The sequence below is a fragment of the Cupriavidus sp. CP313 genome (assembly GCF_054072015.1).
Genome location: NZ_JBSVZB010000039.1, coordinates 52,718 through 69,956 on the forward strand (window position 1 = coordinate 52,718; position 17,239 = coordinate 69,956).

Consider the following 17,239-nt stretch of genomic DNA (forward strand, 5'->3'; position numbering starts at 1 on the left):
TGTTTAATCGCTGATACCGTCCCCGGCATGCAGCGTGACCACGGCATCGGCCGCGACCACGCCCTGGGCGGTGACGATCAGCGGATTGATCTCCAGCGTGTCCAGCCGCGGCCCGAGGGCGGCGGCGGCCTGCGACACGCGCACCAGCACTTCGGCCACGGCATCGACGTCGACTGCGGGATGGCCGCGATGGCCGCACAGCAGTGCTTCGGCACGGCTTGCGCGCAGCATGGTCCAGGCGCGGGCATGGGTCAGCGGGGCCAGGCCGAACGCGGTCTGCCGGAAGATCTCCACTGCCGTGCCGCCGATGCCGGCCAGCGCCACCAGCCCGAATATCGGGTCGCGCCGCACGCCCACCATCAGCTCGCCCCAGCCGCGCACCATGCCGGCAACCAGCGCGCCGTCGAAGCGTGCCGGGCTGCCGTAGTTTGCGGCGGCGGCCTGCACCTGTGCAAAAGCGGCACGTACCGCCTGCGCATCGGCCACGTTCAGCACCACGCCGCCCACGTCGCTCTTGTGCAGGATGTCGGGCGAGCACAGCTTGACGGCAACGGGGTAGCCGATGCCTTCGGCGATGCGCACGGCCTCGTCGGCATCGCGCGCCAGTCCATGGGGTGCGGTGGGGATGCCGCAGGCGGTGAGCCACTGCATGGCATCGAACTCGGACAGCGACGTGGTGTCGCGCGGGATGTCCGGCGCAGCCAGGGCCGCGGCAGATGCGGCGGGCTTCGCTTGTGCTGCCGCTGCCTGCGCGGCGGCGCGGGCCAGCACGGCTACGGCCTGCACCGCGTGGGCGGGCTCGCGGAAGACCAGCGCGCCGCGCGCTTCCAGCCAGCGGCGCTTGTCGTCATCGACCAGCCCGCTGAACAGCAGCGGCGCCGCGGTGCCGCTGCTGTGCAGGGTCTCGACAGCTTCCTGCAGCCCGGGCCAGATGCGCGGCGCGCCAACGCCGCCCGCCAGGAAGGCGACCACGCTGCCGTAGTCGGGGCTTTGCGCCGCGGCGGCAATCGCGTCCAGCAGCACTTCCGGCTGCGCCACGATCTGCCCGGTGACGTCGATGGGATTGGCCGTGCTGGCAAAGGGGATGGCGCTGCGCAGCGCCGTGGCTGCGGGTTCCGGCATGGGCGGCATGGGCAGGTCCAGCGCCTCGGCCTGGTCGGCCATCATGATGCCGACGCCGCCTGAAACCGTGACCAATGCGACCGGCGTGACGGTGTTTGCCGGCTCTTTCGCCGAGGGCTGCCAGCGCCTCGGGCGGCGCCCGCGCGACAGCACGTAGCCCAGCCGGAAGAATTCATCCAGCGTATGGGCGCGGAATACGCCGTACTCGTCGAAGACCGCCTGGTAGACGGCGTCGTCGCCGGCCAGGCTGGCCGTGTGTGATTGCGCGGAGCGGGCCCCGGCCTCGGTGGTGCCAACCTTGGTCACCACCACCGGCTTGCCCGCGGCACGCGCCGCCGCCAGCGCGCGGCGCAGGCGCGTGCCGTCGCGGCAGCCTTCCAGGTAGGCCAGGATCACGCGGGTGGCGTCGTCGTGCGCCAGCCATTCGATCACGTCGGCCACGTGCAGGCCGGCTTCGTTGCCGGTGGTGACCCAGTGGCTCAGCCCCAGCGATGCCTCGCGCGCCAGCGCAAAGGCATAGGCGCCAAAGGCACCGCTCTGGCTGACCAGCCCGACATCGCCCACCGGCGGCAGCCCGCTCAGCGGCATCGGCGAGAAGGTGGCAAAGACGCGCTCGCGCAGGTTCATCGCGCCCAGGCAGTTGGGCCCCAGCAGCGTGATGCCGTGCGCTTGCGCCAGGGCCGCCAGCTCCGCCTGCATGGCGATGCCGTCGCCGCCGGTTTCAGCAAAGCCCGAAGTGAAGAACACCGCGGCGCGCGTGCCGTTGCGCGCCAGCTGGCGCATGGCGTCAAGGCTGGCGCTGACCGGCAGCGCCACGATGGCGAGGTCGGCCGGTGTGTCCAGCGCATCCAGCGAGGGCACCGCAGCCAACCCCTGTACTTCGCGCGCCGTGGCATGCACGGGAATGATGCGGCCGGCGTAGCCCAGTTCGCTCAGTAGCCGCACCGGCATGCCGCCTACCTTGTCGGGCTGGGTGGAGGCGCCGATCACGGCGATGGTGCGCGGCTGCAACAGGGCGCAGAGGTCTGGCATCGCTTGTCTCCGTATGCGTGCGCCATATCGTGTTGAACGGCGCCGCGAATCTTGTCATTGGTGTGTCGGATCATGTTGTCATGACATGTTATGATGAGTCAATGTTGTTATGATAAGTAGATGCCCGCATCGGACATGCCGTGAACTCCACCAATCTCGTGACAACAAGCTCCCTGCCTCGCTTCAAGCAGATCGAAGGCGCGCTGCGCCAGCGCATCGTCAACAATGAATGGACCCCGGGCATCAAGCTGCCGTCCGAGGCTGAGCTGATGGCTGAATTCGGCGTCAGCCGCATCACCGTGCGCCAGTCGCTGGCATCGCTGCTTGCCGAAGGGCTGATCGAGACGGTGCACGGCAAGGGCAGCTTTGTCAGCCGTCCGGCGGGGCAGGCGGACCTGGGGCCGCTGACTGGCTTTTTCGACTACATGCGCGCGCGCGGGCACGAAGCGCACGGCAAGCTGCTGTCGACGCGGCTGATTGCGGCGCCGGCCATCGCCACCGATGCGCTGCGCCTGCCGCCGGGAACCAAGCTGCTGTGCGTGACCATGCTCAAGTCAGTGGCCGGCACCCCGGTGGCGGTCGGCATGACGATGGCGCCCGAACCCCTGATGCGCGCGATCCTGGAGCACGACCTTGAACGCCACGATGCACTGATGATCGTGGAAGCCCGCCTGGGTTATCGCCTCAAGTACCTGCATACGGAGAGCGCAGCAATCCCTGCCAATGCCGAAACCGCGCGCCGCCTCAAGGTGGCGCCGGGGGAGCCGCTGCTGCGCATCCGATTCACGCCGCACGACATCGATGAGAAGCCGCTGGCTTTCTCCGAATTCATGTTTCGTGGCGACAAGTTCACCTACAAGGCCTGCGTGCGGCGCTAGCGCTGCCTGGCAGTGGCGCCAGGGGAACTTTTGTGCCGATGCCGTGGCCTGAACGGCATCGGTGCCGGCGTTAGAATGTGGCGCCCAGTTCTGCCACAGCCCAGGAGTCCATGATGCTTTCGCCGCTTTTTCCGCGTTCCCTGCCCACCGCGCTGGTGATGGCGTTGTCGGTCACGTGCGCGTCGGCGGCGCTGGCTGCCGGGCAAGATGACGCACCCAAGCCGCGCGGCAAGGACGAGGCCCCGGAGGCTCCGGTCGCCTGCATGAAGGCGGTCAAGGCAGCGCTGCCCAATCCCGCCAGCTTCAAGTGGGTCGGCGGCAAGACCCGCAAGGTGGCCGAAGACGCCTACAGCGTGGTGGCCGACGTCGAATACCTGGCGCAGGACGGCGCCGTGCGCAAGGCCAAGGTTCAGTGCGACGTGCTGCGTGCCCCGGGCAACCAGTTCGTGGTGCCCAAAGTCAGGCTGCCGCACTAGGGCCTGACAGGCCCTAGTGCGGCATCCGCTCGAATGCCTGCAACGAAGGATCGATGGCGTCCCACGCCAGCCCGCGGACGCTGTAGGTGAGGACCTGCGGCACGAAGCGGCCCGGGTCGTCCAGGCTGCCCGCGTGGACCGCGATCAGCTCCGGCATCGCAGCAAAGCGCAGGAAGACCGGTGTTCCGCAGACCGGGCAAAAGGCGTGAACCTTCACGTTGCCGCTGTCGCCCGCGACCTCCCAGTGCGTCGCCTCGCCGGTGATCGTCATCTCGGCGCGCGCGGGAAAGGTCAGGTAGGAGCCGTGCCCGGTGCCGCTGCGTCGCTGGCAGTCGCGGCACTGGCAGTGGTTCTGGAAGACGGGCGCGTGCTTGGTTGCGTAGCGGATCGCGCCGCACGCGCATCCGCCGGTGTAGGGCTGGGTCATGAGCATCTCCCGGTTCAGGCCGCCTTCGGCTTGGCGAAGACATCGATGGCCTGCCCTGTTTCCAGCAGGGACTTCAGGCTGGAAAGAACGATCGGCCAGCCCTGCCTGATACCCTTGGCCATCCCGCTGCCGGCCTCGAGTTCGTCGTGGGTGACGGTCAGCCGCACCATCTCCTCGTACGCCTCGATGTCGAAGCTCACGCGGCTGTAGCTGGCCGGATCGGCGGCCTGCGAGGGGCTCGCCCACGTGATGACCAGGCGCGTCGGCGGTGCGGCCTCGACTACCTTGCCGACCACCTGGACCGCGCGCTGCTCGTTGGCGCGCACGTGCTCCCAGGTCGATCCGGGCTTCCAGTCGGAGACGTTCTCGTGGCCCCAGTAGCGCCGCGCGATCTCCGGTTTCGTGATGGCCTCGAACACCTTTTCAGGCGTCGAGCGGATGTAGGTCACATAAACGAAGCTGGTCTTCTCCTGGCTCATTGCTGATCTCCTTCGAGTTCGTTCTTCAGGTCGTGCAGCAGGCTGAGCCGCTGACGTTCGAATTTCCGCACCCAGCGCTCGTAGACCTCGTGCAGCGGCACCGGGTTGATGAAATGCAGCTTTTCCCGGCCACGCCGGACCGTGCTCACCAGATTGGCCGCCTCGAGGATCCCGATGTGCTGGGTGGCCGATTGCCGCGCCATGTTCAGGTGCTCGCAGAGCTCGCCCAGCGTCTGCCCGTTCCTCTCGTACAGCAGGTCGAGCAGCTTTCTGCGTGTTGGGTCGCCCAGCGCCTTGAAAACCTTGTCAGCGTCCATCCGATCCGTTGTGTTTGTGCGTGAGGTGAGTATATGCAGGCAAATACCTGCATGTCAATCAGCGCATCGCCCTGCGTGCCGCGCGATTGCTCGCTTGAAGCTATGCCGTGACAGGCCAACGCAGCACAGTAAATCGCAGGCAAAAGTGGACACTGTCCATTTCATTTGCTAGGCTATGTGTACGGCATCCACAAACGTCTGTGGCTGCAACCCAAGGAGACCGCGAATGAAGACCGAAGCGCAGAAGGAGCACCGCTGGCTGCAACGGCTGGTGGGCAACTGGATCGCCGAAGGCGAGGCATCGATGGGGCCGGACCAGCCGGTGCAGAAGTGGGAGATCCCCGAGCGCGTGAGCAGCGTCGGCGACGTCTGGGTCCAGTGCGTGACGCAGGGCGACATGCCCGGCTGCGGCCCGTCCACCACGGTCATGACGCTGGGCTACGACCCTGCCCGCAAGCATTTCGTGGGGACCTTCATCGGCTCGATGATGACCCACCTGTGGATCTATGAAGGCGACCTCGATGCCGGCGGCCAGCAACTGACGCTGCGTGCCGAGGGGCCGGATTGCTCCGGCAATGGCCGCATGGCCCAGTACCGCGACGTGATCACCTTCACGGACGACGACCACCGCACGCTGACGTCCTACATGCTGGGCGAGAACGGCGAGTGGACCGAGTTCATGAACGCCAGCTATCGCCGCCAGCGTTAGGCCTGGCGGCGCAGCGCCGCCAGCCGTGCCAGCCGGCCGCGGGGGCCGGGCGGATCGTCGTGCGGGCGCGCGGCGCCGCCCTCGGCATGGCGCCGGCGCCGGCGGCGCAGCACCAGCAGCAGCGACGCCGGCACCAGCAGCACCAGCGCCAGCAAGGCGAACGTGAACAGGCCCGGATCGCGCGCCGCGGCGGCGACGCGGTTCACCAGGCAGGCAGTGACCACAATGGCGGGCAGCATGCCCAGCGCGGTGCCGACCAGGCAGTCGCGCAGGCTGATGCGCGATGCACCGACCAGCAAGTTGACCAGCGAGAACGGTGCAATCGGCACCAGCCGCAGCACCACCATCGCCACCACCCCGTGCTTGCCCAACTGGTGGCTGACCCGGTTCAGCCGCCTGCCGCCAAAGCGGCGCACGGCATTGCGCCCCAGCAATCGGCCGGCCAGGTAGCCTGCACCGGTGCTCAACACGGTGCCGCACAGCGCCAGCGCGGCGCCGTAGAGTGGGCCGAATATGACCACGGTCACCAGGATCAGCAGCGTCACCGGCAGCATTGTCACCGCGCCGGCCAGGTAGGCGCCCATCATCGCCAGCGGTGCCAGCGGCATCTCGTCCAGCTGCTCTACCACACTGAGCAGCGCGCGGAAGTCCGCCCATTCGCGCAGCGGCGTATGGCGCCACGCAAATGCCAGCCCCGCCAGCAGCAGGGCCAGCGCCACCATCATCCCGACGCGCCCGAGCACGCGCGGGCGTGCCTCATGGCTGACGAACTCGGCCAGCACCTGGTCGCTGTCGATCGGCTCGATCGGGTCCAGCAGGTTGGCCGCCAGCGAGGCGGCATCGACATCGTCCGGCAACGGCGGCTCGTAGGCTTCCAGCGAGCGCCCGTCCGCACGCTGCAGTTTGCGGATGGCCGCAAGCACGCTGCGGGTGGCGGCGACCTCGGCCTGGAAGGTTTCGGGTGTCACCTCCAGGTGCTCGCCCAGCAGCCGTGCGCGCATGGCGGCAATGGCCGCTTGCACGCGCGGGTCGCCGCCCGACACCACGACGATATTGCACTCGGTATCCAGCCCCAGCGAGCGGTTGCTGAGGTTGGACGAGCCGATGGTGATGAGGTCGTCGTCGATCACCGTGACCTTGCTATGCACGTTGACGCATTCGGGCATCAGGCCCGGAATCGACGGGCAGTACAGGCAGAAGCGTTCCTGCGTGTCGGCTGCGCGCAGGCGGCGGTACAGGCGCGCGCGCAGCACGCCCATGCTGTGCGCTTCCAGCCAGCCGCTCTCGTTGCGGCGCGATACCAGCACGATATCGGGGCCGTCCTCGTGCCCCAGCCGTGCCTCCAGCGCCCTGGCGATCTCGCGCGAGCTGAAGTACTGGTTCTCCATGTAGATGCTGTGCCGGGCCGAGGCGATGGCATCGCGCAGCAGCATGCGGATCTCGCTGACACCGGGCTCGTCCTCGCACATGGGCATGGTGCGGGCGATGGCGACGCGCACGTCGGTCAGCTCCGGCGCCAGGCCTGGCGGCCACGGGTCTGACGAGGTGGCCGCAACCGGGCGCGGCTGGCTGCCGCTGGCGCGCAGCCAGCGCGCCGCGCACAGGGTGCCCAGCGCCGCCGCGGCGGCGCCGTCGAGCGCGCATTGCACGTCATGGAAGGGCGGGTAGGGCTTGCCTTCGGCCATGCGCAGCGGCGCGCCGGGGGCATGGCGGCTGTCGTCCCAGCGGCGCAGCGTCAGGTCCAGCCCGCCGACAAAGGCGAGCCTGTTGTCGATCACCACCACCTTCTGGTGGTGCGAGGCGCCGGGGGGATGGTTGCCGTCAAGCCGGAACGACAGGTGCCGGTGCGCCTGCCAGTGCGCGCTGGCCGACGGCAGCCACTCGCGCTCCATCGCCATCACCATGGCGTAGTCCCAGCTCAGGATATAGATGCGCAGTTCGGGGCGCTGGTCCGCCAGCGCGCACAGGAAGTCGCGCAGGCCCGCCGGCAGGTCGTCCTGCGCGCCCTGCGGCACCAGTTCCATGCGGCTGTCGATATCCCAGCCCAGGATGAAGATGGTGTGCTCGGCCCGCGGCAGCGCCTCGCGCAGCGCGCGGAAGTAGGCGTCGGCGTCGACCAGCATGGCAAAGCGCTGGCAGGGCTCGACGCGCCAGCAGTTGCGCCCCGGCTCCGGCGTAAAGCCGGCCGGGGCCTGGCAATCATGCGGAGGGCCAGTGGCGGGGGGCGCGGTGGTGCCGGGCGGGTTGTGTTGCCTCATGTCGCACGCTTCGGGGAGGTTCAGCCAGAAGCGTCGCGCAAGTTCCGTACCGGCGCGGCAAGTGGGCTGGCCCCGGCGTGCAGGCGGCGCCCCAGGGGATAAGGGCAAGCCTTGGGCGGCTCAGGCGCGTGTGCGCTTTACCTGCCTTTGTAAGAACGGCATGCTGGCGAGGGCGGGGCCGGGATGCCCAGCGTGCGGCTAAGACGCTATGAGATATGGCCGCGCGGCAGCGCGGTGGGGCGGGCAATGCCCCAAACGTCCAGCAGCGGCTCGAAATGCGGCTTGCTTTCGCGCGGTGCCGGCGCCACGCGCCGGGGCGGCGGCAAGGGCCGGCCGGTCAGCACAAGCTGGGTATCGGCCTCTGGCGGCGATTCAGGCTCGCCGGCGTAGGCCACCACGCCCATCTGGCGGGCGGACTTCAGCGCGCGCGTCAGTTCCGCGGCGCTCAGGCGGCTGGCGGCGGCAAGCCGGTGCCGGGGCATGGGCCCGTTGGCACGCAGGCTGGAAATCAACGCCATCACGCATTCCCGGGTGGTTCGGTTCATTTCGCTGCGTCAGGAAAAGGGTGCAGCGGCTGGCTCGCCAATCGAGTCTGCCGTGTACAGGTACCCATTCTTTCGCAGGGGTCATATCCTTGCCAACCGGATATGACACTTGTTCACATTTCCTAGCGCAGAGAGAGGAATTGTCCCTAAGCTAATGCCGCGTTTCCGGGTCGCCGGCCGGAAATCTGCGATCCGCGCCGTCGCGCGGGGTCAGCATCGTGCCATGCCGGCGCCACTTGCGCGCGTGGCTGGCATGGACGTCTTCGGCAAGCTCGTGCAGTTCGGCAACCCTGGCGTCGATCGGGTCGGGATAGATGTCCAGCGGGCGGTACCTGAGGAACAGGCGCATGGGGGTCTCGGTTGGTTCTGGATAATGGCGTGCTGCCTTGATTCCAGTATCGGTGACGGACCCATAGCTTTCACGAGCGGAGGCGTAACACATTGATTTCGCTCAATGTGTTTCCCGCAATGGACTGTTGTGGCCCGCGTTCGCCGCGGGCCCGGGGATGCAGGGGGCGGGGCCGGCCGTTGACGTTGGCCGGGGTGCTCAGCAGCCGATGCGGGCGGTGCTGCGTGCGTCGCGGCAGTAGATCTTGCGCTCGCGCACCAGGCCGTCGCGGCCGTGGATGCACAGCGGCAGGCCATCCTCGCGCGCGCGCATCCAGCCGGCCGCAATCGCGGCTTCCTGGGTCGGGAAATGCAGCGCGGTGTCGTCGCCACCGTTCTCCAGGCCTTCGATGGCGAGTGCCCATCTGCCGTCGCCGGTGTATTCGGTGTTGTCGGTTGCGGCGGGAAGCACGTGGATGCTGCGTGACGTCATGGTGTTCTCCGGAGGGCTTGTGCTGACTTTTGATTTTTAAGCGATGCCGCCGCCGCGGGGTATCCGTCGCTGTCCTACAAGCGCGCACGCGGTGAAGGCCTGTCGCGCCGTCGGCTGACATCCCGGTAGGACGAAAGCCGACTTTTCGCGCTGCGGTGCGTTGCTACGATCCAATTGCCGGTCGGGCAAGCGGCTGCCCGGTCAAGCCATTCCGATCCACTCCATCTTGGCGGCGCATGCCGCATCCACACGAAGCAAGGAGATCGTCATGAGAAAGCTATTTGCACTGTTTGCCCTCGCTGGCGTGATGCTGGTCACGGGTTGCAACACCATGGCCGGCGCCGGCAAGGATATCGAGCGCGGCGGCGAGAAGGTACAGGGCGCGGCGGAAAGCACCAAGCAGAAGATGTAGGTCCCGCTGCCTGCCGCCCTGGCATTGCTACGGCCCGCGCCTGGTGACGCGAGCCGTTGTCATTGCTGCGGCGAATTCAGTGTGCGGCCGTTGCCGGAGCCTGCCCCGCATCGATGCAGTTGCGGCGCCAGCTGGCGGGCGGCAGGCCGAACTCGCGCTTGAAAGCGCGGCTGAACGCGGCCTCCGAGTCGTAGCCGACCGCGCCCGCGACCTCGCTGATGGAACGGTTGCCGCTGCGCAGTTCGGCGGCCGCGGAGCGCAGCCGCCAGTGCGCCAGGTACTGCATCGGTGGCTGCCCCAGCAAGTCGGTAAAGCGCTGCGCCAGCGCGGAGCGCGACAGGCCCACGTTGCCCGCCAGCTCATCGACCGTCCACGGATAGGCGGGCCGCGCATGCATGCGCGACAGCGCCCGCCCCACATAGCGGTCGCGCAGGGCGGCGAGCCAGCCGCTTTCATTGTCAGGCAGGGAGTCGATGCAGCGCCGCACTGCCTGCACGAACAGCAGCTCGGACAGCTTGGCCAGCACCGTGGCGGTGCCCGCACGTGGTTCCGCCGCTTCCGAGGTGGCAAAGGCCAGCGCCGATGCCAGCCATGCCGATTCCAGCCCGCTGCCCAGCCCTACCTTGAACAGCCGCGGCAGCGACGTCAGCAAGGGGTTGCCCATGGTGTCGTCGAACCCCAGGAAGCCGCACACCATGCGCGTGGTCTCGCCGCCGCCGCCGTAGGACACGCGCATGACCTCGCCCGGGCTGTTGCGCAGCATGTCATACACCAGCGGAGCGGATGGCAGTGGTTGCAGGCGCAGGTCGCTGCCCAGCACGTGCGGCTCGCCCTGCGGCACCACCAGCAGTTCGCCGGTATCCACGCGCAGGCCCGGACCGGTGCCGTCGACCAGGCGCGCCCAGCAGACGCCTTCGGTAATCAGGTGGTAGGAGACGACGCGGTCGGCGCGGGGCAGGAAGGCGGCGCGCAATTCAGCATCCGCTTCACTGATCAGGCACCACGGCGACTTGAACTCGCCGTTCAGGAACACGGCGCCGCTGAGCTGCACGGCGCGCAAGAGGTCGGACAAGGCATCCATGGTCACATTCCTCCAGATCCGGGGTTTCGCGCAAGAAAGCCGGACGCCCGATCATACGGGCAAGGGGACCGGGCTCCGATACTAGCATCGTGCCTGGCGCCATACAACGCCGCAGCGCACGTATCAGACAAGCCGGAGACAACACCATGGAAACCCTTTCTGCAGCGGATGCCAGCGCAGGCGCACAGGCCGACTGGCTCGGCCTGGCCGCGACACTGGGCCGCACCTTCGACGCACGTGCGCCAGAGATCGATGCCAGCGGCCAGTTCGTCAGCGCCAACTACGACGACCTGCGCGCGCACCGCTTCTTTGCCGCGGCCGTGCCGCAGGAACTGGGCGGCGCCGGGCTTTCGCACCAGGAGCTGGGCGCGGTGCTGCGCGAGCTGGGCAAGTACTGCGGATCGACCGCACTGGCCTTTGCCATGCACACCCACCCGGTGGCCACGGCCGCGTGGCGCTGGCGCAATCAGCAAGCGCCGGTGGAGGGGCTGCTCAAGCGCGTGGCGGGCGAGCAGATGGTGCTGCTGGGCAGCGGCGGTTCGGACTGGCTGCAAGGCAGCGGCAAGGCTACGCGCGTGGATGGCGGCTTTCGCGTGGATGCGCGCAAGATCTTCGCCAGCGGCGCGCCGGCGGCGGACCTGTTCATGACCTGCGCCGTCCATGACGATCCGGAGACCGGGCCCACGGTGCTGCATTTCGCGCTGCCGATGAAGTCGCCGGGCGTACGCGTGCTGTCGAACTGGCACACGCTCGGCATGCGCGGCACCGGCTCGCACGATGTGCTGCTGGAAGGTGTGCTGGTGCCGGACACCGCCATTGCCGCCCGCCGCCCGCAAGGCGTGTGGCATCCGATGATGCATACGGTGGCGATGATCGCGCTGCCGCTGATCTATGCGGTCTACGTCGGCGTGGCCGAGGCCGCGCGCGATATCGCGCTGCAGCTGGCGCGCCAGCGGCGCCTGAGCGCGCATGCGGTGGAAGCCGCCGGGCGCCTGTGCAACGAGGCCGATGCCGCGCAGCTGGCGCTGGATGCGATGTTCGCGGCGGCATCGGGGCAGGCGCCGGGCGCGGTCACCACCAACCGCATCATGTGCGCCCGCACGCTGGCCGCGCGCGCGGTGCTGGCGACGGTCGAGGCGGCGATGGACCTGGCCGGCGGCGCGGGCTTCTATCGCGATGCCGGGCTGGAGCGGCGCTTTCGCGATGCGCAGGGCGCGCGCTTCCATCCGCTGCAGGCCGGTGCGCAGCAGGAGTACGCAGGGCGCATGGCACTGGGGCTGGATATCGACGCGCCGCCCGGCGAGGTGCGGCCTGCCGCGCAATGATCCCCGCCCTGGCGCCGCTGCCGTATGCCACGCAAGCCTGCAACGACAGCGGCCAGGACGACGCAGCCCGCGCCATCAGCCACGATGGCGCGGCGCGGCGGGCCTTGCGCGATGCGCTGGGGCAGTTTGCCACGGGCGTCACCATCGTCACGGCCGCGGACGCCGACGGCCAGCCGGTCGGCGTCACGATCAATGCCTTTACCTCGGTGTCGCTCGCACCGCCGTTGCTGTTGTGGTGCCTGGCACGTAGCTCCGGCAGCCTGCCGGCGCTGCGCGCGGCGCCGTGCCACGCGATCAATGTGCTGGGCAGTGGCCAGCTGGCCTTGTGCCAGCGCTTTGCCGCGCGCAGTGGTGACCGCTTTGCAGGCGTCGATTGCCGCCCCGGGCCATGCGGCACGGTGCTGATCGACAGCACGCTGGCGCATTTCATCTGCCGGCACCGCTCGGTGCGCGTGGTGGGCGACCACGTGATCTTTGTCGTGGAGGTGGTGGCCTATGGATCGACGCCAGGTGCGCCGCTGGTGTTCCATGCGGGCGGGTTTGCCGGGGCGCCAGCAGCCTAGGCGCGCTTGCCTGCAATCACCAGGGCAATGCCGCCCAGCACCGCGGCCGCGCTCAATCCCAGCCGCAAGCTCAGGGCTTCACTGAGCAGCGCGATGCCGCCTGCCGCCGTAATGACCGGCACGCTCAGTTGCACGGTGGCGGCGGTGGCGGCCTTCAGCCGCGGCACCACGGCATACCAGATGACATAGCCCAGCCCGGAGGTGATGGCGCCGGACAACAGCGCATAGGCCAGGCCCGCGCTGTCCAGTGAACGCTGCGCCTGCATCACCGCACCCAGCGCCAGCGCCATCGGCACCGCGCGCAGGAAATTGCCCGCGGTGGTAGAGGCCGGATCCGCGGCGCGCCTGCCGCGCAGCGAATAAACGCCCCACGCGATGCCGGCCGCGATCATCAGCAGCGAGGACAGCAGCGGCGGCGCGGCCAGCCCCGGCAGCAACAGCCACACCAGCCCGGCCAGCGCCAGGGCCAGGCCGAACCATTGCTGCGCGCGCATGGGCTCGCCGGCATAGAGGCCATAGCCGGTCATGGTGGCCTGCACCGCCCCGAACAGCAGCAGTGCGCCGGTCCCCGCGGTGAGACGCACATAGGCGAAGGAAAAGGCCGCGGCATAGCAGAACAGCGCAAGCGCGGAGATCCAGTTGCCCTGCACCGGCGGCAGCCGCTGCGCCACGACCGTGCGCACCAACTGGTGCCGCGCCGCGACGATGACCCACAGCACCAGCGCCGCCGCGGCGACGCGGGCCAGCGTAAAGCTGGCCGCGTCGATGGTGGTGCCTTTAAGCGCGAGCCGGCACAGCAGCGAATTGCCGGCAAAGGCGAGCATCGCCAGTGCGGTCAGCACCACGGTGTTCGCGCGCGGCATGCGGCGGGGCGGCGGTGGCGGCTGCGTGGTTCAGGCTGCGGGCGGCTCGTCGCCGATGGCGAACGAGGACAGGTGCTCGATCGCCCTGACCAGCCCGGAATGATCCCAGCCCGCGCCGCCCAGCCCGCTGCAGACATTGAACAGCTGCTGGCACGACGCCGTGTTGGGCAGGCCCACGCCGAGCTGGCGCGCGGTGGACAGCGCCAGGTCCAGGTCCTTCTGGTGCAGCGCGATGCGAAAGCCCGGGTCGAAGGTGCGCTTGATCATGCGTTCGCCATGCACTTCCAGGATGCGCGAGCTGGCAAAGCCGCCCATCAGCGCCTCACGCACACGCGCGGGATCGGCGCCGGCGCGGGCGGCCAGCACCAGCGCTTCGCTGACCGCCTCGATGGTCAGCGCCACGATCACTTGGTTGGCCACCTTGGCCACCTGGCCGTCGCCGGCCTGGCCCACGCGCGTGATGTTCTTGCCCATCAGTTGCAGGATCGGCAGCACCCGGTCGAACACCTCCTGCTTGCCGCCGGCCATGATCGACAGCGTGCCCGCCTTGGCCCCGACCTCGCCGCCGGAGACCGGCGCATCGACATAGTCGGCGCCGAGCGCCTCGATGCAGCGCGCGAACTCGCGCGTGGCGATCGGCGAGATCGAGCTCATGTCGATCACGGTGACGCCGCCTGCCGTGTCGGCAAGGCCGTCAGCGACCCCCTTCTCGCCAAACAGCACCCGCTCCACGTCGGGCGTGTCAGGCAGCATCAGGATGATGGTTTCCGACTGCTTCGCCACCTCCTCGGCGCTGGCGCAGGCTTTCACGCCGGCATCCTGCAGGTCCTGCGGCACGCCGCTGCGCGTGTGCGCGAGCACGGTATGCCCGCCGTCGACAAGGTGCTGCACCATGGGCTTGCCCATCACGCCAAGTCCGATAAAGCCGATCTTGCTCATGTCAGTGTCCGGTAGTGGTCAGGCGCCAGGCCGGCCGTGCGTCGCGCACGACGCCGGGTTCATCTCTGATGATAGTCAGTCACAGCATATGCTCTGCACCGGCGGGCCTCTCGGCTTGGATACAGCTTGCTGTGGCGGGTTTTCCGCAAATCCAAGGCCTTGGATCATATCGCGGTGCGCGATGCAAATCGCCCCGATTCTCTTTCGCTTGGCACCTGGCCGGCCCCTGGAATCGGGGCCTCTCAGGAGCACCACATGACCAAGATCAAGCTGACCAAGAGCGTTGTTGACGCTGCAAAGGCACAGACCAGCGACGTCGAACTCCGGGATACGATCGTTCCGGGCTTCATATGCAAGGTAACACCAACCGGCCGCAAAGTGTTCATGCTTCAGTACCGCACGAACTCGGGTATGCGCCGTAAGCCGGCGCTCGGCCAGTTCGGCGAGCTGACCGTTGAACTGGCGCGGTCGCTGGCCCAGGACTGGCTGGCCGAAGTCCGGCGCGGCGGCGACCCTGGACATGACAAGGCCAAAGCCCGCAAGGCGCCTACCGTCAAGGAGCTTTGCCTCCGGTTCATGGAGGACCACTCCAAGCTACACAACAAGCCGAGCACGCAGCGCTCGTATCAGCACCAGATCGACAGCTTTGTCATCCCGGCCTTCGGCAGCAAGAAAGTCCACGAGGTCACACGGCAGGACATCACCACGCTGATGAAGCGTATGGAAAAGTCACCTATCCAAGCCAATCGGACGCTGGCATGCATCTGCAAAATGTTCAACCTGGCCGAGGTGTGGGGCTACCGGCCCGACGGCTCCAACCCTTGCCGTCACGTGCCTAAGTACCCGGAGAATGGCACGACCCGCCTCATCACCGATGAGCAGATGGTCAAGCTATTCGCATATCTGAACAAAGCCGAGGCGGAGGGGCTGGAGCATTCGATCCACCTGCTTGCCGTCCGGCTGCAATTCGAGCTCGCGGCGCGGATGTCGGAGGTCCGGCTTTTGCAGTGGGATTGGCTCGATCTGTCCGACGGCCGGGTGGTGTGGCCGGACAGCAAGACGGGCGGTATGTCCAAGCCCTTGAGTGAGGAGGCCCATCGGCTTGTGTCGAACGCGCCGCGCTACGGCGATTCACCCTATGTCTGTCCCGCCATCCTGGATCACAGCAGGCCGCTCAGTCCGGGATCCTACTACCACGCATGGTTGCGCATCCTCGAGCGCGCCGGCGTTCCGAAGGTCGGCACCCATGGCATTCGCCACCGCGCTGCCACGGATATCGCCAATTCCGGCATCCCGGTCAAGGTCGGCATGGCGCTGACAGCGCACAAGACCTTGGCGATGTTCATGCGTTACGTCCACACGGAAGACGATCCCGTGCGCCAGGCTGCGGAACTGGTGGCGAGCCGGCGCAAGATGATCACTGGAGTGCGGCAGGCCGAAGGAGTGACGAAATGAAGCGGCGCAAGATGGCCGGTCCGTCGCCTGCAGCACCGTCGGCCCTGCTGGGCGACATCCGGGCATTGATCGAGGCGGCGCGGCAGCGCGCCGCCTCGGCGGTGAACAGCGAGCTGACGATCCTTTACTGGCGTGTCGGCCACCGCATTCATACGCAGGTTTTGGAGGGTCGGCGGGCTGACTACGGCGAGGAAGTGCTGGCCACACTGGCGGCCCAGTTGGTAAGGGACTACGGCAACAGCTTCGCCGAGAAGAACCTGCGCCGCATGGTGCAGTTCGCCACAACCTTCCCAGACGAGAAGATTGTCGTATCTCTGATACGACAATTGAGCTGGACGCACTTCATCGCCCTAATCCCGCTGAGAGACCCGCGCCAGCGGGATTACTACGCGCAGATGGCCAGTGCTGAACGGTGGAGCGTGCGGACGCTGCGAGAGCGCATCGACTCGATGCTGTACGAGCGCACGGCATTATCCAGAAATCCGGAAGAGCTGATAGCGCAGGAGCTGGCAACGATGCGCGATGCGCGGCGAATGTCGCCCAGCCTCGTCATGCGCGACCCATACATCCTCGACTTCCTGGGGCTTCGAGACACCTGGCAGGAGGGCGATCTGGAGGCAGCGATCGTCCGCGAAATGGAGTCCTTTCTGCTGGAACTAGGCGTGGGCTTCACCTTCGTTGCCCGCCAGAAGCGCATCCAGTTGGATGGCGACGACTTCTACCTCGACTTGCTCTTCTACAATCGGAAGCTGCGGCGGCTGGTGGCGGTCGAACTGAAGGTCGGCGAGTTCAAGGCGGCGTACAAGGGCCAGATGGAGCTATACCTGCGCTGGCTCGATAGGAATGAGCGGGAACCGGAGGAGGCCTCGCCGCTGGGCATCATCCTTTGCACTGGCAAGAAATCCGAGCAGGTTGAATTGCTCGAGCTGAACAAGTCAGGCATCCATGTTGCCGAGTACCTGACCACCTTGCCGCCACGCGAGTTGTTGGCCGAGCGGCTACAGCAAGCGGCCGCGCGTGCACGGTTGCAGATCGAACAGCGCGGCGATGATCAGGAGAAGCACCGACCAGAGGGGGCGTATTCAAATGAACCATAGATTGCTGGCAGCAGCTGACGGCCAACTCCGGCGCGTATTATTGGCTAGTCTTCGTCTCGCGGCAAGTGACTGCACATCGGGAATTGTTTCCGCTCGGAGAATCTTTCGGTCGTCGGCCAACTTCCGTCGGCAGGAATAGCATCGATCGCGTACATACGTGGATTTAAAGCTATTGAAACTCGCGCGGTACTCAGCCCCTGAAAATCAAAGTGTAGTGGGTGCGCTGCCATTTTTGGCTGATATATTAATTCTACCGTGGACTGTGGCATTAACGTTGGACGTTGCCTTTTACTTCTTTAAAGTTATTTGTTCTCTGATAGATCATTGATGCCTTTGAAGAGGGTATAGGTATGGGCGTTGTTGCATAACCCCTGGTGCCGGGCGGCGAGCCGAATGACGTTTACGCACAACAGTCATGGAGGCGCCCCTGTTAACTTTGCG

General features: G+C 67.3%; 19 protein-coding genes. 8 read left to right on the forward strand and 11 right to left on the reverse strand.

All coding sequences use genetic code 11. The features are described from left to right. Positions 1-3 precede the first annotated feature (3 nt). Positions 4-2,154, reverse strand: coding sequence for an acetate--CoA ligase family protein (locus ACW4E8_RS35220; protein WP_456808727.1), 2,151 nt, complete (start codon positions 2,152-2,154; stop codon positions 4-6). A 140-nt stretch (positions 2,155-2,294) separates the two neighbouring features. Here ACW4E8_RS35220 and ACW4E8_RS35225 point away from each other — a divergent pair, with 140 nt between their 5' ends. After that, positions 2,295-3,032 (forward strand): GntR family transcriptional regulator, encoded by a 738-nt coding sequence (locus ACW4E8_RS35225; RefSeq protein WP_456808728.1) that lies wholly within the window; start codon positions 2,295-2,297, stop codon positions 3,030-3,032. Between the two features lie 113 nt (positions 3,033-3,145). Next, on the forward strand, positions 3,146-3,508 hold the full coding sequence (locus ACW4E8_RS35230) for a DUF2880 domain-containing protein (protein ID WP_456808729.1): 363 nt from the start codon (positions 3,146-3,148) through the stop codon (positions 3,506-3,508). A gap of 13 nt (positions 3,509-3,521) precedes the next feature. Here the strand turns inward: ACW4E8_RS35230 and ACW4E8_RS35235 are convergent, their stop codons facing one another. Genes ACW4E8_RS35235 through ACW4E8_RS35245 form a run of 3 tightly spaced genes read right to left on the reverse strand, consistent with a single transcriptional unit; the run spans position 3,522 to position 4,731 of the window. Continuing rightward, on the reverse strand, positions 3,522-3,935 hold the full coding sequence (locus tag ACW4E8_RS35235) for a GFA family protein (protein ID WP_456808730.1): 414 nt from the start codon (positions 3,933-3,935) through the stop codon (positions 3,522-3,524). Between the two features lie 14 nt (positions 3,936-3,949). Continuing rightward, the gene (locus tag ACW4E8_RS35240; RefSeq protein ID WP_456808731.1) at positions 3,950-4,414 is read right to left on the reverse strand and encodes an SRPBCC family protein; all 465 of its coding nucleotides are present in this window, start codon (positions 4,412-4,414) and stop codon (positions 3,950-3,952) included. Further along, the gene (locus ACW4E8_RS35245) at positions 4,411-4,731 is read right to left on the reverse strand and encodes an ArsR/SmtB family transcription factor (RefSeq protein ID WP_035826278.1); all 321 of its coding nucleotides are present in this window, start codon (positions 4,729-4,731) and stop codon (positions 4,411-4,413) included. The genes ACW4E8_RS35240 and ACW4E8_RS35245 overlap by 4 nt, the downstream gene beginning before the upstream one ends. 226 nt (positions 4,732-4,957) lie before the next feature. Between ACW4E8_RS35245 and ACW4E8_RS35250 the strand changes: the two genes are divergently transcribed. Further along, positions 4,958-5,440 carry a DUF1579 domain-containing protein gene (locus ACW4E8_RS35250; protein ID WP_456808732.1) on the forward strand — a complete coding sequence of 161 codons (483 nt, stop codon included), beginning with the start codon at positions 4,958-4,960 and terminating at the stop codon, positions 5,438-5,440. Here the strand turns inward: ACW4E8_RS35250 and ACW4E8_RS35255 are convergent. The 4 genes from ACW4E8_RS35255 to ACW4E8_RS35270 all read right to left on the reverse strand — a co-directional run bounded on the left by ACW4E8_RS35255 (position 5,437) and on the right by ACW4E8_RS35270 (position 9,063). After that, positions 5,437-7,698, reverse strand: coding sequence for a VTT domain-containing protein (locus ACW4E8_RS35255; RefSeq protein WP_456808733.1), 2,262 nt, complete (start codon positions 7,696-7,698; stop codon positions 5,437-5,439). The two genes, ACW4E8_RS35250 and ACW4E8_RS35255, sit on opposite strands and share 4 nt — an antisense overlap. A gap of 206 nt (positions 7,699-7,904) precedes the next feature. Next, positions 7,905-8,243 carry a hypothetical protein gene (locus ACW4E8_RS35260; protein ID WP_456808734.1) on the reverse strand — a complete coding sequence of 113 codons (339 nt, stop codon included), beginning with the start codon at positions 8,241-8,243 and terminating at the stop codon, positions 7,905-7,907. A 151-nt stretch (positions 8,244-8,394) separates the two neighbouring features. After that, positions 8,395-8,592 (reverse strand): hypothetical protein, encoded by a 198-nt coding sequence (locus ACW4E8_RS35265; RefSeq protein WP_456808735.1) that lies wholly within the window; start codon positions 8,590-8,592, stop codon positions 8,395-8,397. 198 nt (positions 8,593-8,790) lie between these two features. Beyond that, complete coding sequence (locus ACW4E8_RS35270) at positions 8,791-9,063, reverse strand: DUF2188 domain-containing protein (RefSeq protein WP_456808736.1); 273 nt, start codon at positions 9,061-9,063, stop codon at positions 8,791-8,793. Between the two features lie 268 nt (positions 9,064-9,331). On the opposite strand from ACW4E8_RS35270, the gene ACW4E8_RS35275 reads away from it, so the two are divergent. Further along, the gene (locus tag ACW4E8_RS35275) at positions 9,332-9,475 is read left to right on the forward strand and encodes an entericidin A/B family lipoprotein (RefSeq protein WP_010809655.1); all 144 of its coding nucleotides are present in this window, start codon (positions 9,332-9,334) and stop codon (positions 9,473-9,475) included. Positions 9,476-9,551: 76 nt separating this feature from the next. Here ACW4E8_RS35275 and ACW4E8_RS35280 read toward each other — a convergent pair whose 3' ends face one another. After that, complete coding sequence (locus tag ACW4E8_RS35280) at positions 9,552-10,556, reverse strand: AraC family transcriptional regulator (protein ID WP_456808737.1); 1,005 nt, start codon at positions 10,554-10,556, stop codon at positions 9,552-9,554. A gap of 146 nt (positions 10,557-10,702) precedes the next feature. Here ACW4E8_RS35280 and ACW4E8_RS35285 point away from each other — a divergent pair, with 146 nt between their 5' ends. Next, entirely contained in the window at positions 10,703-11,881 is a 1,179-nt protein-coding gene (locus ACW4E8_RS35285; RefSeq protein ID WP_456808738.1) for an acyl-CoA dehydrogenase family protein, read from the forward strand. Beyond that, on the forward strand, positions 11,878-12,444 hold the full coding sequence (locus ACW4E8_RS35290) for a flavin reductase family protein (protein WP_456808739.1): 567 nt from the start codon (positions 11,878-11,880) through the stop codon (positions 12,442-12,444). The genes ACW4E8_RS35285 and ACW4E8_RS35290 overlap by 4 nt, the downstream gene beginning before the upstream one ends. Here ACW4E8_RS35290 and ACW4E8_RS35295 read toward each other — a convergent pair. Both ACW4E8_RS35295 and ACW4E8_RS35300 read right to left on the reverse strand, forming a co-directional pair. After that, positions 12,441-13,307 carry a DMT family transporter gene (locus ACW4E8_RS35295; protein WP_456808740.1) on the reverse strand — a complete coding sequence of 289 codons (867 nt, stop codon included), beginning with the start codon at positions 13,305-13,307 and terminating at the stop codon, positions 12,441-12,443. The two genes, ACW4E8_RS35290 and ACW4E8_RS35295, sit on opposite strands and share 4 nt — an antisense overlap. A 30-nt stretch (positions 13,308-13,337) precedes the next feature. Continuing rightward, positions 13,338-14,246: a 2-hydroxy-3-oxopropionate reductase gene (locus ACW4E8_RS35300; RefSeq protein WP_456808741.1), complete on the reverse strand. Its 909-nt coding sequence runs from the start codon at positions 14,244-14,246 to the stop codon at positions 13,338-13,340. A gap of 255 nt (positions 14,247-14,501) precedes the next feature. On the opposite strand from ACW4E8_RS35300, the gene ACW4E8_RS35305 reads away from it, so the two are divergent. Together ACW4E8_RS35305 and ACW4E8_RS35310 are read left to right on the forward strand one after the other, a co-directional pair. After that, positions 14,502-15,701, forward strand: a complete 1,200-nt coding sequence (locus ACW4E8_RS35305) for a tyrosine-type recombinase/integrase (protein ID WP_456808742.1) — start codon at positions 14,502-14,504, stop codon at positions 15,699-15,701. Then, positions 15,698-16,798, forward strand: coding sequence for a PDDEXK nuclease domain-containing protein (locus ACW4E8_RS35310; protein ID WP_456808743.1), 1,101 nt, complete (start codon positions 15,698-15,700; stop codon positions 16,796-16,798). The genes ACW4E8_RS35305 and ACW4E8_RS35310 overlap by 4 nt, the downstream gene beginning before the upstream one ends. Positions 16,799-17,239 lie beyond the last annotated feature (441 nt).

What these genes read in the sequence shown, in the direction of transcription:
- ACW4E8_RS35310 (WP_456808743.1), top strand. Translation starts at nt 15,698, where the DNA reads ATGAAGCGGCGCAAGATGGCCGGTCCGTCGCCTGCAGCACCGTCGGCC.
- ACW4E8_RS35220 (WP_456808727.1), bottom strand. Translation starts at nt 2,154, where the DNA reads ATGCCAGACCTCTGCGCCCTGTTGCAGCCGCGCACCATCGCCGTGATC.
- ACW4E8_RS35260 (WP_456808734.1), bottom strand. Translation starts at nt 8,243, where the DNA reads ATGAACCGAACCACCCGGGAATGCGTGATGGCGTTGATTTCCAGCCTG.
- ACW4E8_RS35255 (WP_456808733.1), bottom strand. Translation starts at nt 7,698, where the DNA reads ATGAGGCAACACAACCCGCCCGGCACCACCGCGCCCCCCGCCACTGGC.
- ACW4E8_RS35230 (WP_456808729.1), top strand. Translation starts at nt 3,146, where the DNA reads ATGCTTTCGCCGCTTTTTCCGCGTTCCCTGCCCACCGCGCTGGTGATG.
- ACW4E8_RS35280 (WP_456808737.1), bottom strand. Translation starts at nt 10,556, where the DNA reads ATGGATGCCTTGTCCGACCTCTTGCGCGCCGTGCAGCTCAGCGGCGCC.
- ACW4E8_RS35305 (WP_456808742.1), top strand. Translation starts at nt 14,502, where the DNA reads ATGACCAAGATCAAGCTGACCAAGAGCGTTGTTGACGCTGCAAAGGCA.
- ACW4E8_RS35235 (WP_456808730.1), bottom strand. Translation starts at nt 3,935, where the DNA reads ATGACCCAGCCCTACACCGGCGGATGCGCGTGCGGCGCGATCCGCTAC.
- ACW4E8_RS35265 (WP_456808735.1), bottom strand. Translation starts at nt 8,592, where the DNA reads ATGCGCCTGTTCCTCAGGTACCGCCCGCTGGACATCTATCCCGACCCG.
- ACW4E8_RS35290 (WP_456808739.1), top strand. Translation starts at nt 11,878, where the DNA reads ATGATCCCCGCCCTGGCGCCGCTGCCGTATGCCACGCAAGCCTGCAAC.
- ACW4E8_RS35300 (WP_456808741.1), bottom strand. Translation starts at nt 14,246, where the DNA reads ATGAGCAAGATCGGCTTTATCGGACTTGGCGTGATGGGCAAGCCCATG.
- ACW4E8_RS35275 (WP_010809655.1), top strand. Translation starts at nt 9,332, where the DNA reads ATGAGAAAGCTATTTGCACTGTTTGCCCTCGCTGGCGTGATGCTGGTC.
- ACW4E8_RS35245 (WP_035826278.1), bottom strand. Translation starts at nt 4,731, where the DNA reads ATGGACGCTGACAAGGTTTTCAAGGCGCTGGGCGACCCAACACGCAGA.
- ACW4E8_RS35250 (WP_456808732.1), top strand. Translation starts at nt 4,958, where the DNA reads ATGAAGACCGAAGCGCAGAAGGAGCACCGCTGGCTGCAACGGCTGGTG.
- ACW4E8_RS35270 (WP_456808736.1), bottom strand. Translation starts at nt 9,063, where the DNA reads ATGACGTCACGCAGCATCCACGTGCTTCCCGCCGCAACCGACAACACC.
- ACW4E8_RS35285 (WP_456808738.1), top strand. Translation starts at nt 10,703, where the DNA reads ATGGAAACCCTTTCTGCAGCGGATGCCAGCGCAGGCGCACAGGCCGAC.
- ACW4E8_RS35240 (WP_456808731.1), bottom strand. Translation starts at nt 4,414, where the DNA reads ATGAGCCAGGAGAAGACCAGCTTCGTTTATGTGACCTACATCCGCTCG.
- ACW4E8_RS35295 (WP_456808740.1), bottom strand. Translation starts at nt 13,307, where the DNA reads ATGCCGCGCGCGAACACCGTGGTGCTGACCGCACTGGCGATGCTCGCC.